The sequence below is a fragment of the Arthrobacter sp. N1 genome (assembly GCF_048288285.1).
GTDB lineage: Bacteria > Actinomycetota > Actinomycetes > Actinomycetales > Micrococcaceae > Arthrobacter_D.
Genome location: NZ_CP102608.1, coordinates 1 through 15442 on the forward strand (window position 1 = coordinate 1; position 15442 = coordinate 15442).

Consider the following 15442-nt stretch of genomic DNA (forward strand, 5'->3'; position numbering starts at 1 on the left):
GTGGGTACAGATGAGGTAAACGACGTCGGGAGTTCCTGGCGCAAAGTCATCCGGACCCTCGAGCAGGACGATCGTGTCACTCCCCGGCAGCGGGGCTTCATGGTGCTCGCCCAGGCCCAGGGGCTCATCGGCACCACCATGCTCATCGCTGTTCCGAACGAACTCACCCGTGAAGTCCTGCAGACGCAGTTGAAGAGTGCGCTCGACGAGGCCCTGCACGACGTCTTCCGTGAGGACATCCAGTGCGCCTTCGTCATCGATCCGGAGCTGACCCCCGTCAGGGAGGAGGAACCGGATCCCGAACCGGAGGAATCCTCCCCGGAACCCAAGGGCGAGACGAAGCCGTCACCGACGCCACCGAGCAACTCGCACGAGTTCGGCCGGCTGAACCCGAAATACATCTTCGACACCTTCGTCATCGGATCCTCCAACCGCTTCGCCCACGCTGCCGCCGTGGCCGTCGCCGAAGCACCGGCAAAGGCCTACAACCCCCTGTTCATCTATGGCGACTCGGGCCTCGGGAAGACACACCTCCTGCATGCCATCGGGCACTACGCCCGCCACCTGTACACGGGGATCAGGGTCAGGTACGTGAATTCGGAGGAGTTCACCAACGACTTCATCAACTCGATCCGGGACGACGAGGGGTCGAGCTTCAAGCAGACCTATCGCAACGTGGACATCCTCCTCATCGACGACATCCAGTTCCTCTCCGGCAAGGACCGGACGATGGAGGAGTTCTTCCACACCTTCAACGCGCTGCACAACCACAACAAGCAGGTCGTCATCACGTCGGACCTGCCGCCCAAGCAGCTGATCGGGTTCGAGGAGCGCATGCGGTCCCGCTTCGAATGGGGCCTGCTGACCGACATCCAGCCACCCGAGCTGGAGACCAGGATCGCGATCCTGCGGAAGAAAGCGATCAGCGACAGCCTGAGCGCACCCGACGACGTCCTCGAGTACATCGCCTCGAAGATCGCCACGAACATCCGGGAACTCGAGGGGGCCCTGATCCGGGTGACGGCGTTCGCCAGCCTGAACCGGCAGCAGGTCGACGTCAACCTGGCGGAGATCGTCCTCAAGGACCTCATCTCCGACGACGGCGCCCGGGAGATCACGTCGACGGTGATCATGGCGCAGACGGCTGATTACTTCCAGATCAGCCTGGAGGAACTGTGCAGCAAGTCGCGGACGCGCACCCTCGTCACGGCGCGGCAGATCGCGATGTACCTGTGTCGGGAGTTGACGGACATGTCGCTTCCGAAGATCGGTGCCGAACTCGGCGGTCGTGACCACACCACGGTCATCCATGCGGACCGGAAGATCCGTGAACTCATGGCCGAACGCCGTGCGATCTTCAATCAGGTCACGGAACTGACCAACCGGATCAAGCACAAACAACGCGAAGCCTGAGCACCGCGGACGAGTTCGGCCGCATCCCGTCGGTAATTAACAGGTGTGGACACAGCTGTGGATAAACCCCTCCCTCAGCACGGTCATCCTGAGGACAAACCCCCCTCGCCCTGTGGATCGCCGGAATCACGAGGATCTTGCCCACAGGGGACTCCTGCCGGCCGTTCCGCCGACCCACACCTTGTCCACAGGTCACTTCGGTGCAACCCCGCGGCCGCAGTGGGTTATCCACAGAATCCACAGCAGTTATTAACACTACGAACCTTAAACTTCAAAAGTTCTTCAGATAACATTCCACGTCCCGCTCCGCACCGATCCCCTAGACCTCCGCCCCGCTTCGCGGACCCGATGTCCGGCTAAGCTTTCACCCAGTAGGGTTGTAGTTCCCCGTGCCCGGGCACCTCCGTGGACGACGTTGGACCCATCACCCGCCGGCTCCGCCGGTGGCTGTTTTTTTGAAAGGCGGCACTGCTCCGTGAAATTCAGAGTTGAGCGGGATGTACTGGCAGAGGCTGTCTCCTGGACCGCACGCTCGCTGTCTCCACGGCCGCCGGTGCCCGTTCTCGCAGGACTGCTGATCAAGGCCGAGACAGGAACACTCAGTCTTGCGAGCTTCGACTACGAGATCTCCGCGCGTCTCGAGATCGCGGCCGATGTCCTGGAAGAAGGCACGATCCTCGTCTCAGGCCGACTCCTCGCCGACATCTGCCGTAGCCTTCCGTCCGCTCCCGTGGAAGTCGCCACCGACGGCTCCAAAGTCACCCTCACCTGCAGGAACAGCCGCTTCAATCTCGCCACCATGCCGGAGGGTGAGTACCCGGAGCTACCGAAACTCCCCGACGTCAGTGGTGTCGTCGACGGCGACGCGTTCGCCCAGGCCGTCTCCCAGGTGATCATCGCCGCCAGCCGTGATGACACCCTGCCCATCCTGACCGGCGTCCGCATGGAGATCGAGGACGATCTCATCACCCTGCTCGCAACGGACAGATACCGCCTGGCGCTCCGTGAAGTGTCCTGGAGACCGACCACTCCCGGAATCTCGACCAGCGCGCTCGTCAAGGCGAAGACACTCAACGAAGTAGCGAAGACACTCGGTGGGGCCGGAGACCTCAATATCGCCTTCTCTGCGGACTCGGAACTGATCGGCTTCGAGTCAGGCGGTCGACGGACCACCTCGCTGCTCGTGGATGGCGACTACCCGAAGATCCGTTCGCTCTTCCCGGAGAAGACCCCGATCCACGCGACGGTCCAGACCAGCACGCTGGTCGAGGCTGTACGTCGTGTCTCCCTCGTCGCCGAGCGGAACACCCCGGTCCGTCTCGCGTTCACCGATGGTCAGGTCACGCTCGACGCCGGCACCGGCGAGGACGCACAGGCATCCGAGGCCATCGAAGCGACGTTGGACGGCGATGACATCACCGTCGCCTTCAACCCGCATTACCTGAGTGAGGGTCTGGGTGCCTTCAGCAGCCCGTACGTGCGTTTCTCTTTTACCTCACCTCCGAAGCCTGCGGTCATGTCCGCCCAGGATGACGTCACGGGTGAGGACAGGGAAGACTACAGGTACCTGCTGATGCCCGTGCGGCTTCCCAACCAGTAGGCCGCCCCCAGGCACAGCGATCGGCCCCACCCTCGGCCGAACTCACCGTCAGAAGGAGAATCTCATGCATATCGGCCTCATCGGACTCGGAAAAATGGGTTTCAACATGAGAGGTCGGTTGCGGGAGAAGGGCGTCGAGGTCACCGGATTCGACCGGAGTCCGGACCGCACCGACGTGCCGAGCCTCGAGGAGCTCGTCGCGGTGCTCCCCACCCCGCGGATCATCTGGGTGATGGTTCCTGCGGGGCAGATCACCGATGCGGTGGTGAAGGACCTCTCCGAACTCCTGAGCCCGGGCGACCTGGTGATCGACGGCGGCAACTCGAAATTCACGGACGATCAGATCCACGCGACCCTGCTCGCGCAGAAGGGCGTCAGGTTCCTGGACTGCGGTGTGTCCGGCGGGGTGTGGGGCCTGGAGAACGGCTACGGACTCATGGCCGGAGGCACCCAGGAGGACATCGAGCTCGCCATGCCGATCTTCGATGCGCTGCGTCCCGAGGGTGAGCGTTCCGAGAGCTTCGTCCACGTCGGGGACGTCGGTGCCGGTCACTACGCCAAGATGGTCCACAACGGGATCGAGTACGGACTCATGCAGTCCTACGCCGAGGGCTACGAGCTGCTCGAGGCCAAGGACATCGTCAAGGACGTCCACGGCACCTTCGCCGCATGGCAGAAAGGGACCGTCGTACGGTCCTGGCTCCTGGACCTCCTCGTCAAGGCGCTGCAGGAGGACCCGGGACTGTCGAAGATCGCCGGCTACGTCGAGGATTCGGGCGAGGGACGCTGGACGGTCGAGGAAGCCATCGCCAACTCCGTCCCCGCACCCGCCATCACGGCCGCCCTCTTCGCCCGCTTCGCCTCACGGCAGGACGATGCACCGGCCATGAAAATGGTCGCAGCACTCCGCAACCAGTTCGGCGGCCACGCCGTGAAGCCCGCCCAGCCGACAGCGGAGTGAGAGGTGCCCGGTGTACGTTGAGCACCTCTCGCTCACCGGGTTCCGCAGCTACCCCCAGCTCGACGCGGAGATAGGCCCCGGGACGACGGTCTTCGTGGGACCGAACGGTGTCGGCAAGACCAACATCGTCGAGGCCGTAGGGTATCTGGCCTCGCTCTCCTCCCATCGGGTCAGTACCGACCGGCCCCTGATCTCCTTCGGCGAGGACAGGGCGATCATCCGCGGACGGCTGGTCCGTGGGGACCAGCGGACCACCGTCGAGGTGGAGATCAATGCCGAGACCGCGAACCGTGCCCGGATCAACCGTTCCAACCCGGTAAGGGCACGTGATGCCGCCGGGATCCTGAAGACCGTGCTCTTCGCACCGGAGGACCTCGCACTGGTGAAGGGAGACCCTTCCGGCCGACGACGGTATCTCGACGACGTCATGGTCTCCCTGCTTCCCCATCAGTCGGCCCTCCGCGCCGATTACGAGCGTGTCCTGAAACAGCGGAACGCCCTCCTGAAATCGGGCCGGACCGCCGGGCGGTTCTCGGCCGCCCACGAGTCGACCCTCGACGTCTGGGACCAGCACCTCGCCGAGGCGGGGGCACGCCTGCTGTCCGCGCGGCTGGTGCTCGTCGGGCAACTCCGACCGCTCGTCCAGCGGGCCTATGCGGAGTTGACGGACGGATCGAAGACCGCGGAGCTCGCCTATGCCTCGAGCGTCTCCGTCTCGCCGATGGGCGACTCCGGCGCCGACGACGACGTCCCGATCGCCGTACCCGGTGACGGAACGGAGAACACCCTGCGGGGGCTGGACGCCCCCGCACTGACCCAGCTGTTCGTGGATACCCTGCTGCGGCACCGGAAGAAGGAACTGGAGCGCGGACTCTCCCTCGTGGGACCGCATCGCGATGATCTCGGCCTGGTGCTCGGAGCCGTGCCCGCGAAGGGATACGCCTCCCATGGCGAGACCTGGTCCATGGCACTCGCCCTGAGGCTTGCCTCCTACTACCTGTTGTTGCAGGAGGACCGGACACCCGGGGGTGGTCCCGTCCTGATCCTCGACGACGTCTTCGCGGAGCTGGACGCCGAGCGGCGCCACAGGCTCGCATCGATCGTGGCGCCCGCCGAACAGGTGCTGGTGACCGCCGCCGTGGGCGACGACATCCCCGATGCACTGGTCGGTCGACAGATCCGCGTCGTGTCCGGCAGGATCGATGCAGGGGACGCCCGCCGTGCGTGACCCGGAGGCCGCTAACGATCCCGAGAACATATCGCCGTCGGCATATTCCGATACAGGCATGTCTCTCGGTGATCCCGGCGCTTCGGCCGATGTCGGTCCGGGCGTTGGATTCCCTGAACAGGATGCCCCCCAGGCACTGCTCAATCGCCTGCGGAACGCCTCCGCTTCGCGTGGTACTCCTCGCGAGCCCTCCACGCGGAAACCGGCGAAGACGGCCCGGAGGCGCTGGTCCCCGGACCCGGTCTACGGAGGGCGTGATCCGGAGGGACTGGGGAACGTCTTCTCCCGCATGCTCGCCGAGCGGGGGTGGAGGTCTCCGGTCGCCATCGGATCGGTCCTCTCACGCTGGGACGAGATCGTCGGTGCGGACATCGCGGCCCACTGCGTGCCGGAGAGTTTCGACGCGGACACGGTCCTCGTGAGATGCGATTCGACGGCCTGGGCCACACAGTTGCGCCTCATCACGCCGCAGGTCCTGCAGCGGTTCGAGGCGGAGCTGGGACCCGGGGTCGTCACGCGCCTCTCCGTCGTCGGGCCGGCAGCGCCCAGCTGGCGCAAGGGCGGGCGGACTGTGAAGGGCCGCGGCCCGCGCGACACCTACGGATGACACGCGGCGAGTTCTGCGTCCTCTGAGCGGGCTGTAGGGCAATCGGGGGTGCCTCACCGGTATCGGTCCTCACGGGACGACCCGCTGTTCGCTCTGACGCCCGTTCAGTGGCCGATGAGGGCCTGTTCGTGCGCGATTGTAGCCCTCCTGAGGGTAGAATGGGGTGAGATTGTTGTTGTCCACCCAGTTGAGGAGCCGTTTGCGCCTGTGGCACACGAGAACGAGTTGAACGCAAGTGATGTGGTGATCGGCGAGGGTGAGTCCCCGATCCTGGAGGCAGCGACGGAGCACGCGTACGGCGCGAGCGAGATCACGGTCCTCGAGGGCCTGGAAGCCGTGCGGAAGCGGCCTGGGATGTACATCGGCTCGACCGGTCCGCGGGGGCTCCACCACCTCGTGTACGAAGTGGTGGACAACTCCGTCGATGAGGCACTGGCCGGGTACTGCGACCACATCGAGGTCACCCTGCAGGCCGACGGCGGCGTGAAGGTCGTGGACAACGGCCGCGGGATTCCCGTGGATATGCACCCTACGGAGGGTCGTCCGACCGTCGAGGTCGTCATGACCATCCTGCACGCCGGCGGGAAGTTCGGCGGCGGCGGCTACGCCGTCTCCGGTGGTCTGCACGGCGTCGGCATCTCCGTGGTCAATGCGCTGTCGAAGCGCGTCGAGACCGAGGTCCGGCGCCAGGGACACGTCTGGCGCCAGACCTTCGCGGACGGTGGGAAGCCCGTCGGCGAGCTGCGCAAGGGCGAGGAGACGAACGAGACGGGGACCACGCAGACGTTCTACCCGGATGCTTCGATCTTCGAAACGACCGAGTTCGACTTCGAGACCCTCCGGGCGCGCTTCCAGCAGATGGCCTTCCTCAACAAGGGCCTCCGTATCACCCTCACGGACGAGCACGCCGACGAGGTCGAGGACGAGGTCACCGCCGAGACCGGCGAGGACGCCACGCCCAAGCACCGCGAGGTCCAGTACCTGTACGAGAACGGCCTACTCGACTACGTGCAGCACCTGAACTCGTCGAAGCGCGTCGAGGTGGTCCACCCCGATGTGATCGCGTTCGACACGGAGACCGCTGACCGCACCATGTCCGTGGAGATCGCTCTCCAGTGGACCTCGGCGTATTCCGAGAGCGTCCACACGTACGCCAACACGATCAACACGCACGAGGGCGGGACGCACGAAGAGGGCTTCCGTGCTGCCATGACCACCCTGATCAACCGGTATGCGCGCGAGAAGAACATCATCAAGGAGAAGGAAGACAACCTCACGGGTGACGACATCCGCGAGGGCCTGACGGCCGTCATCTCCGTCAAGCTCTCCGAGCCCCAGTTCGAGGGCCAGACCAAGACCAAGCTCGGGAACTCCGAGGTGAAGGGGTTCGTCCAGCGCGTGGTCACGGATCAGCTCGGGGACTGGCTGGAGCGCAACCCCGGCCCGGCCCGCGACGTCATCCGCAAGTCGATCCAGGCTTCCCAGGCACGGCTCGCTGCCCGGAAGGCACGGGAGTCCACACGCCGGAAGGGGCTCCTCGAGTCCGGCGGGATGCCGGGCAAGCTCAAGGACTGCCAGTCCAAGGACCCGTCGCGGTCCGAGATCTACATCGTGGAGGGTGACTCGGCAGGCGGTTCCGCGGTCCGGGGGCGCAATCCCGAGACCCAGGCCATCCTGCCGTTGCGCGGGAAGATCCTCAACGTCGAGCGTGCGCGCCTCGACAGGGCGCTCGGCAACAGTGAGGTCCAGGCGATGATCACCGCGTTCGGCGCCGGTATCGGTGAGGACTTCGATGTCGCGAAGGCCAGATACCACAAGATCGTGCTCATGGCGGATGCCGATGTCGACGGGCAGCACATCACCACCCTGCTCCTCACCCTGCTGTTCCGCTACATGCGCCCGTTGATCGAGAACGGATTCGTCTACCTCGCGCAGCCGCCCCTGTACCGGATCAAATGGTCCAACGCGAAGCACGACTATGTCTTCAGCGACCGGGAGCGCGACGAGGTCATCAAGATGGGCCTGGCGCGGAACCAGCGTCTCCCGAAGGACAACGGGATCCAGCGGTACAAGGGTCTCGGCGAGATGGACTACACAGAACTGTGGGACACCACCATGGATCCTGATCACCGGACGCTGCTGCAGGTGACCATGGACGACGCCGCCGCAGCCGACCAGGTGTTCTCGGTGCTCATGGGCGAGGACGTCGAATCGCGACGCAACTTCATCCAGCAGAACGCCAAGGACGTGCGTTTCCTCGATATCTGACGGGTCGCACCGGCGTTCTGCCGGCGCAACGACCTTCGCTCGTTCCTCGCGAAGATCACAGCGCCTCCACGGAACGCCGGGCCACCCTCGCTCGGATTCGCCAGTACTGCGGGTAAAACATGACGAACGGAACTGATTCATGAGTGACGACATCACCGGCAACGGACCGGACGAGCCCATCGAGGGTGAGGTCCTGACGGACCGCGTGGAGCAGGTCGACCTGCAGACGGAGATGCAGCGGTCCTACCTGGACTACGCCATGGCCGTCATCGTCGGCCGGGCCCTGCCCGACGTCCGGGACGGACTCAAGCCCGTCCACCGTCGCGTGCTCTACGCGATGTTCGACGGTGGCTACCGGCCGGACCGTTCGTTCAACAAGTGTGCCCGCGTGGTCGGTGAGGTCATGGGGCAGTACCACCCCCATGGCGACTCCGCGATCTACGACGCCCTCGTCCGGCTCATCCAGGACTGGACCATGCGCTATCCGTTGGCGCTCGGGCAGGGCAACTTCGGTTCGCCGGGCAACGACGGCGCCGCCGCGCCGCGGTACACCGAGACGAAGATGGCGCCGCTCGCCATGGAGATGGTCCGCGACATCGACGAGGAGACCGTCGACTTCCAGGACAACTACGACGGCAAGAACCAGGAACCGACGATCCTCCCGTCACGGTTCCCGAACCTGCTCGTCAACGGGTCCTCGGGGATCGCCGTCGGCATGGCCACCAACATCCCGCCGCACAACCTGCGCGAGGTCGCGGATGGCGTGCAGTGGTATCTGGAGAACCCCGAGGCATCGAAGGAGGAACTGCTCGAAGCGCTGATCGCCCGGATCAAGGGCCCCGATTTCCCGACCGGTGCGCAGATCCTCGGTCACAAGGGCATCGAGGACGCCTACCGGACCGGCCGCGGCTCCATCACGATGCGCGCCGTCGTCAATGTCGAGGAGATCCAGAACCGCACCTGCCTCGTCGTCACGGAACTCCCCTACCAGGCCAACCCGGACAATCTCGCCATCAAGATCGCCGAGCTGGTCAAGGACGGTAAGGTCAGCGGGATCGCGGACCTGCGGGACGAGACGTCGGGCCGTACGGGGCAGCGCCTCGTGATCGTGCTCAAGCGCGACGCCGTGGCGAAGGTGGTCCTGAACAACCTCTACAAGCACACGCAGCTGCAGGACAACTTCAGCGCCAACATGCTGGCCATCGTCGATGATGTGCCGCGCACGCTGAGCCTCGACGCCTTCATCCGGCACTGGGTGACGCACCAGCTCGAGGTCATCGTCCGTCGCACGCGGTACAGGCTGCGCAAGGCCGAGGAGGAGGCGCACATCCTCCGCGGGCTGCTCAAGGCACTCGATGCGCTGGACGAGGTCATCGCCTTGATCCGTGCGTCGTCGACCACCGAGGAGGCCAGGGACGGACTCATGGGTCTGCTCTCGATCGACGAGCTCCAGGCCACGGCGATCCTGAACATGCAGCTCCGCCGCCTCGCGGCCCTGGAACGGCAGAAGATCCAGGACCGCCATGCGGAACTCGAACAGATGATCACCGAGTTCAACCGGATCCTCGCCTCCGAGGACGTCCAGCGCGGGATCGTCAGCACCGAGCTGTCGGAGATCGTCGTCAAGTTCGGCGACGACCGCCGCACGGAGATCCTCATGGGCTATGACGGTGACATGAGCATGGAGGACCTGATCCCCGAGGAGGAGATGGTCGTCACCATCACCCGCGGTGGATACGTCAAGCGCACGCGCAGCGACAACTACCGTCAGCAGGCGCGCGGCGGCAAGGGGATCAGGGGAGCCCAGCTGCGAGGTGACGACGTCGTCGAGCACTTCTTCGTCACCACGACGCACCACTGGCTCCTGTTCTTCACCAACCTCGGCCGCGTCTACCGCGCCAAGGCGTACGAACTGGTCGAGGCCGCGCGGGATGCCAAGGGTCAGCACGTGGCGAACCTCCTGGCCTTCCAGCCCGACGAGACGATCGCGCAGGTGCTGGACCTCCGGGACTACCAGCAGTCGCCCTACCTGGTGCTGGCCACCAAGCGCGGACTCGTCAAGAAGACGCGGCTCGAGGACTACGACACCAACCGGACGGCCGGAGTGATCGCCATCAACCTCCGGGACAACGACGAACTCGTCTCGGCGCAGCTCGTCTCCGGGGACGATGACATCATGCTGGTTTCCCGCAAGGGTCAGTCGCTGCGGTTCACGGCGGACGACGACGCCCTGCGGCCCATGGGACGTGCCACCTCCGGAGTGACCGGCATGAAGTTCCGCGATGACGACGACCTGCTCGCAGCCAACGTCGTGAGCGACGACTCCTTCGTGTTCATCGTGACCGAGGGAGGATTCGCCAAGCGGACGAAGGTCGAGGACTACCGCGTGCAGGGCCGCGGAGGCCTCGGGATCAAGGTCGCCAAGCTGGCCGAGGAGCGCGGTGACCTCGTCGGTGCCCTCGTCGTCCAGGAGGAGGACGAGGTCCTCGTGGTCATGGGTGGCGGCAAGGTGGTGCGTTCGGCCGTGGCGGGTGTTCCCGCGAAGGGCCGCGACACCATGGGGGTCATCTTTGCGAAGCCGGACAAGACCGACCGCATCATCGCCGTCGCGAGGAACAGTGAGCGGAGCGTCGCGGTGGAGGAAGGGTTGGTTGACGATCCGTCCGAGGCGAGTCCCGATGTCGACGTGATCGATACGGTGACGCCCCAGGAGGAACCTGCGCAGTTCACAGCCGATGAAGTACGGTTGTCGACAGAGGAAACGGCTGAGCCTGACGCTGAGTCGCCCGAACACGGAGGTAGCGAGTGAGCTCGGCCAACACCAACCCGCGCTCGTCGAGCGGACAAGTCCGCACGTCCGGGGCGCCGCCACGGGTGAACGCCCCGGCGCGTCCGACACAGCGTCCAGCCTCCGCAGGCAGCCAGCAGAGCAGGCCGCCGCAGCGTACCGGGTTGGTCAGGCCGGCCCCGAAGGCCAAGGCCCGCAAGGCTCGGCTCCTCGTCAGCAAGGTGGATCCCTGGTCCGTCCTCAAGATGTCCTTCCTGCTCTCGGTCGCGCTCGGTATCGTCACCGTCGTGGCGTCCTTCGTGATCTGGACCGTCCTCGACCTGACCGGGATCTTCGACGGCGTGAACGAGTTGCTGCGTGAGATCGCCGGCTCGGAGAGCGGTGGGTTCGATCTGCGGCAGTTCGCTTCGCTACCCCAGGTGCTGTCCTTCGCGACCATCATCGCGGTGGTGAACGTGGTGCTCCTGACGGCACTCGCCATGCTCTCGGCCGTGCTCTACAACATCTCCTCGACGCTGGTCGGTGGCATCGGTGTGACCCTGACCGACGACTGAAGTACCGGCCTCTTCGGACCCCCGGGTGCGATTTGAAGAATGCCGAGACACTACTGTAAAGTCGTATCTCGGCCCGAAGAGGTATCGGGGCGTATAGCTCAGGCGGTTAGAGCGCTTCGCTGATAACGAAGAGGTCCCAGGTTCAAGTCCTGGTACGCCCACGGATCCACCACTCGCAGGGAACTGCAAGGAGATTGTCGTGAAGAAGGTGCTGATCGCAGCAGCAGCTGCAGCCGGTCTTCTCGTGTACAAGCGCTGGCAGGATTCGGAAAAGAGCAAGAGTGTCTGGAGCAACGCGACGGACGATGTGATGTAGAACCGCCGGAGGGCGCGACCGTAGAGGTCCACACTCCGATTCGGGGGCATGGCGCAATTGGTAGCGCACCTGCTTTGCAAGCAGGGGGTTCGGGGTTCGAGTCCCCGTGCCTCCACCGAAGGAAAGTCCCGGTCCATGACCGGGACTTTCTGCGTGGAGGGGTCAGGAGCGACGGAGCATGCGGTCATCGGAGCACGTCCGGTGCCATAGTGTTGCCGGGTGATCATCTTCCTCTCGATCCTGGGCGTGATCGGTGTGTCCGCATCCGGCCCGATCATGGCCGCTACGGCGGCGCCCGTCCTCGCCATCGCGTTCTGGCGGAACCTGATCGGCGCGGTCCTCATGGGTGGCCCTGCTGCCGTCTCGAAGCGGGCGGAGTTCGCCGCACTACGGGGTCCCGACGTGCGTCGGCTCACGATCGCAGCTGTCGCCCTCGCTCTCCACTTCGTCTGCTTCATCTCCGCCCTCAAGCTCACCTCGGTAGCGGCCGCGACCGCCCTCGTGTGCCTACAGGTCGCATGGATAGCCCTGTTCAACGCCCTGCTCGGCTCCCGGCCGCAGGGCGCCGTCGTCGCCGGGCTGGGCGTCGCATTCCTCGGCGTCGTGATCATCACCGGCTTCGATCTCTCCCTGTCTCGGGACGCCCTGCTGGGTGACCTCCTGGCGCTGGCAGGAGGAGCACTCGCAGCCGTCTACCAGATGGCCGGCGCAGCAGCCCGGAAGACCATGTCCACGGGAACCTACACCAGCCTCTGCTATGGTGCCTGCGCCGTGATCCTCCTGGTCCTGTGCGCAGTCACGGCGCAGCCGGTCACAGGGTTCAGTCCAGCTGCGTGGGCGGGAATCCTGGGGGTGACCCTCATGGCGCAGATCATGGGTCACTCGGTCTTCAACCACTTGCTGGCCGTGATGAGTCCCCTGGTCGTCTCCATGATCATCCTGCTCGAGATTCCCGGTGCCGCCTTCCTCGCCGCTGTATTCCTGGACGAGAAACTACCCGCAGGGACGTATGGCGGGCTCGTCCTGATCCTCGTGGGGTTGGCGGTGGTCATCAGAGGTCAGCAACGACGCCGGGGGCGTCGTCCGGTCTCCGGATCGACCATCGAGACGCAGCCTCCCGCACTCGGCGGTGATTAGTGTCCGACCTATTTATGTCCAAGAAGGAATGTAACGGAAGGGCACGAAAAAGCCCCCGGGTCTGACCGGGGGCTTCTGCGTGGTGGGGTCTGGATCAGGCCTTGGGCTCATCCGTCGACTTCGCCGCATGCTTGGCAGACTCGGTGACGTCCTTCGCCTTGTCGGCGACCTTCTCGGCGGCTGCTGCCGTGCCGGTCGTCGCCTTCGCCGTCGCGTCCGAGCTCGCGGCACGGTCAGCGGCTTCCTTGATGGTCGCGACGACCTCCTTGGCCTCCTGCGACTTCTGGCTGGAGACGGGAGCGGGAGTTGCCTTGATCGGAGCAGGTGTCTTCCATGGATCCTCGACCGGCTTGGACGCGCGCCACGCGGCTACTCCGGCCACGACGGCGGCTGCGAGGATGCCGAAGATGAGCCAGCCCTTACCCGACCTGCGGGACTGGTTCTTCCTGAGCTCCTTCGATGCCTGGAGAGTGGCGGCCGCGAGTCGCTTCTGGGCCTTCTTCACCGCCTTCTTGTCGCCGGTCACCTTGGTGACGGCCTTTTCCACGACGGGGGGCACGGAAGCGGCCGCGAGGGACCGGGAGGCTGTATCCGCAGCCTCACCGAGACGGTGGGAGAGGGCCGGCAGGTAGCCGTCGACGACCTTCTCCTTCGCCGAGGTGAGTGCAGGGGCTGCCTTGTCCAGCGTTCCCTGAATCTTCGGCGTGGTGTCGTCGATGACCTGCGTGATGCGTGGTCCGACCTTGTCGAGTCCGTCCTGGATCTTCGGGGTCACCACGGCGATGCCGCCCGAGATCCCCTCCGCGGCCTTACGGTAGGTGTCCTGAAGAGCGGGACCAGCGGTCTCCACACCCTTCTCCCAGCGGGGCTTCGCCCAGTCGTAGGCGTGGGCGACGTGGGGAGTGGCCCAGTCGCGGGCGGCCGCTACTCCCGCAGCGACATTCTCCTCGAGCTCGTGGGTGACGCGTTCGTTCTTCTTCACAAAAACCTCCAGGGGATGGTTACTCGTTTTCCTCAGCCTACGTTGCGTGGCGCGGCGGATGCCATCCACGGGCTCGGCACGGGCCGGTTTGACCGCGCGTTTCACTGTGCGCGGAATGCGTCTCCCCCAGCTTATTGTCAGTACCCGCGTGGAAGAATGACGAGATGACTGCAATTCCGACCGCAAAAGCGACCATCCACACCAACCAGGGCGACATCGAGGTGAACCTCTTCGGTAACCATGCTCCGAAGACGGTGAAGAACTTCGTCGGTCTCGCCACGGGCGAGATCGCCTGGACCCACCCCCAGACGGGTGAGGAGTCGAACTCGCCCCTGTACAGCGGCACCATCTTCCACCGCATCATCAAGGACTTCATGATCCAGGGTGGGGATCCCCTCGGCCAGGGGATCGGTGGGCCGGGCTACAAGTTCGACGACGAGATCAACCCCGACCTCTCCTTCACCGAGCCGTACAAGCTGGCCATGGCCAATGCCGGCCTGCAGGGCGGCCGTGGGACCAACGGATCCCAGTTCTTCATCACCTCGGTCCCCACCACCTGGCTCCAGGGCAAGCACACCATCTTCGGTGACGTCACGGACGAGGAATCCCGCAAGGTCGTCGACAAGCTGAACTCGATCCCGACCGACATGAGGGACAAGCCCCTCGACGACGTCGTCATCGAGAGCATCACCGTGGAACAGCTCTAACCGGATGTCCTACGGAGTCCCCGCGCCCGACGCCGGCAGCCAGCAGGCGCCGGTGTGTCCCCGCCATCCTGATCGCATCAGCTACGTGCGGTGCCAGCGGTGCGGACGACCGGCGTGCGCCGATTGCCAGAGGCCTGCACCCGTAGGCTTCCAGTGCGTCGACTGCATCCGCGAACAGGCAGCCAATGGTCCTGTCCGCAGGAATGCTTTCGGAGGCATCGCGCGCGGGGGCTCACCCATCGTGACCTACACCCTGATCGGTGTCTGTCTGGTGGTCTTCCTCCTCCAGCTCGTCGTTCCGGGCGTCACCCGGGCCTTCTCCTACGCGCCGATCTACACCGCGGGGGCCGGCGGGATCATCCCCGCGGAACCCTGGCGCATGGTGACCGCCGCATTCCTCCACTCGCCGTCCTCCCTCCTGCACGTCGCCTTCAACATGTACGCGCTGTACATCCTCGGGAAGGTGCTCGAGCCATCGATGGGGCGGGCGAGGTTCCTTGCGCTCTACCTCGTCTCGGCCGTCGGCGGTTCCGTCGGGGTCCTGCTGCTCAGCAATGTCCAGCAGTCGGTGGTCGGGGCCTCCGGGGCCGTCTTCGGTCTCTTCGGGGCCCTGTTCATCGTCCAGCGCAAGCGCGGCGGTGACGTACGCCAGATCGTCGTCCTGGTCGCCCTCAACGGCGTCCTGGGGTTCGTGGTGCCCGGCATCGCCTGGCAGGCACACCTGGGCGGGCTCCTCACGGGCGCTGCCTGTGCCGCTGTCATCGCCTATGCCCCGAAGGGCGCCCGGCAGGCGGGGCTCCAATGGGCGGGCCTGGCGGGTGTCGTGGTACTCCTGGGCGTCCTGACCTTTGTAGGGGTCACGCTTCTTCCCGCGTGAGGAC

General features: G+C 65.3%; 13 protein-coding genes and 2 tRNA genes. 14 read left to right on the plus strand and 1 reads right to left on the minus strand.

What is annotated here, in order from left to right:
- The 12 genes from dnaA to NVV32_RS00060 all read left to right on the plus strand — a co-directional run bounded on the left by dnaA (window position 1) and on the right by NVV32_RS00060 (window position 12872).
- Window positions 1–1413 (plus strand): chromosomal replication initiator protein DnaA, encoded by a 1413-nt coding sequence (dnaA, locus tag NVV32_RS00005; RefSeq protein WP_055766176.1) that lies wholly within the window; start codon window positions 1–3, stop codon window positions 1411–1413.
- A 475-nt stretch (window positions 1414–1888) separates the two neighbouring features.
- Entirely contained in the window at window positions 1889–3013 is a 1125-nt protein-coding gene (gene dnaN, locus NVV32_RS00010; protein ID WP_422390939.1) for a DNA polymerase III subunit beta, read from the plus strand.
- Between the two features lie 64 nt (window positions 3014–3077).
- On the plus strand, window positions 3078–3974 hold the full coding sequence (gene gnd, locus NVV32_RS00015; protein WP_422390940.1) for a phosphogluconate dehydrogenase (NAD(+)-dependent, decarboxylating): 897 nt from the start codon (window positions 3078–3080) through the stop codon (window positions 3972–3974).
- Window positions 3975–3984: 10 nt separating this feature from the next.
- Complete coding sequence (gene recF / locus NVV32_RS00020) at window positions 3985–5202, plus strand: DNA replication/repair protein RecF (protein WP_422390941.1); 1218 nt, start codon at window positions 3985–3987, stop codon at window positions 5200–5202.
- A 58-nt stretch (window positions 5203–5260) separates the two neighbouring features.
- On the plus strand, window positions 5261–5809 hold the full coding sequence (locus NVV32_RS00025) for a DUF721 domain-containing protein (protein ID WP_422390942.1): 549 nt from the start codon (window positions 5261–5263) through the stop codon (window positions 5807–5809).
- A gap of 240 nt (window positions 5810–6049) precedes the next feature.
- A complete protein-coding gene (gene gyrB / locus NVV32_RS00030) occupies window positions 6050–8077 on the plus strand; it encodes a DNA topoisomerase (ATP-hydrolyzing) subunit B (protein ID WP_422392070.1) in 2028 nt (675 codons plus the stop codon).
- A gap of 139 nt (window positions 8078–8216) precedes the next feature.
- Window positions 8217–10886, plus strand: a complete 2670-nt coding sequence (gene gyrA / locus NVV32_RS00035) for a DNA gyrase subunit A (RefSeq protein ID WP_422390943.1) — start codon at window positions 8217–8219, stop codon at window positions 10884–10886.
- Window positions 10883–11419, plus strand: a complete 537-nt coding sequence (locus NVV32_RS00040; protein WP_422390944.1) for a DUF3566 domain-containing protein — start codon at window positions 10883–10885, stop codon at window positions 11417–11419. The genes gyrA and NVV32_RS00040 overlap by 4 nt, the downstream gene beginning before the upstream one ends.
- A gap of 87 nt (window positions 11420–11506) precedes the next feature.
- Window positions 11507–11580 (plus strand) — tRNA-Ile (locus tag NVV32_RS00045).
- A 38-nt stretch (window positions 11581–11618) separates the two neighbouring features.
- Window positions 11619–11735, plus strand: coding sequence for a DLW-39 family protein (locus NVV32_RS00050; RefSeq protein ID WP_235498625.1), 117 nt, complete (start codon window positions 11619–11621; stop codon window positions 11733–11735).
- 42 nt (window positions 11736–11777) lie between these two features.
- A tRNA-Ala gene (locus NVV32_RS00055) sits at window positions 11778–11850 on the plus strand.
- Between the two features lie 104 nt (window positions 11851–11954).
- Window positions 11955–12872 (plus strand): DMT family transporter, encoded by a 918-nt coding sequence (locus NVV32_RS00060; protein ID WP_422390945.1) that lies wholly within the window; start codon window positions 11955–11957, stop codon window positions 12870–12872.
- A 94-nt stretch (window positions 12873–12966) separates the two neighbouring features.
- Here the strand turns inward: NVV32_RS00060 and NVV32_RS00065 are convergent, their stop codons facing one another.
- Window positions 12967–13854, minus strand: a complete 888-nt coding sequence (locus tag NVV32_RS00065) for a hypothetical protein (RefSeq protein ID WP_055766148.1) — start codon at window positions 13852–13854, stop codon at window positions 12967–12969.
- A gap of 164 nt (window positions 13855–14018) precedes the next feature.
- On the opposite strand from NVV32_RS00065, the gene NVV32_RS00070 reads away from it, so the two are divergent.
- Both NVV32_RS00070 and NVV32_RS00075 read left to right on the plus strand, forming a co-directional pair.
- Window positions 14019–14561, plus strand: a complete 543-nt coding sequence (locus NVV32_RS00070) for a peptidylprolyl isomerase (RefSeq protein ID WP_055766145.1) — start codon at window positions 14019–14021, stop codon at window positions 14559–14561.
- Window positions 14562–14802: 241 nt separating this feature from the next.
- Entirely contained in the window at window positions 14803–15438 is a 636-nt protein-coding gene (locus tag NVV32_RS00075) for a rhomboid family intramembrane serine protease (RefSeq protein ID WP_422390946.1), read from the plus strand.
- Window positions 15439–15442: the final 4 nt, after the last annotated feature.

What these genes read in the sequence shown, in the direction of transcription:
- gnd (WP_422390940.1), top strand. Translation starts at nt 3,078, where the DNA reads ATGCATATCGGCCTCATCGGACTCGGAAAAATGGGTTTCAACATGAGA.
- NVV32_RS00025 (WP_422390942.1), top strand. Translation starts at nt 5,261, where the DNA reads ATGTCTCTCGGTGATCCCGGCGCTTCGGCCGATGTCGGTCCGGGCGTT.
- gyrA (WP_422390943.1), top strand. Translation starts at nt 8,217, where the DNA reads ATGAGTGACGACATCACCGGCAACGGACCGGACGAGCCCATCGAGGGT.
- NVV32_RS00070 (WP_055766145.1), top strand. Translation starts at nt 14,019, where the DNA reads ATGACTGCAATTCCGACCGCAAAAGCGACCATCCACACCAACCAGGGC.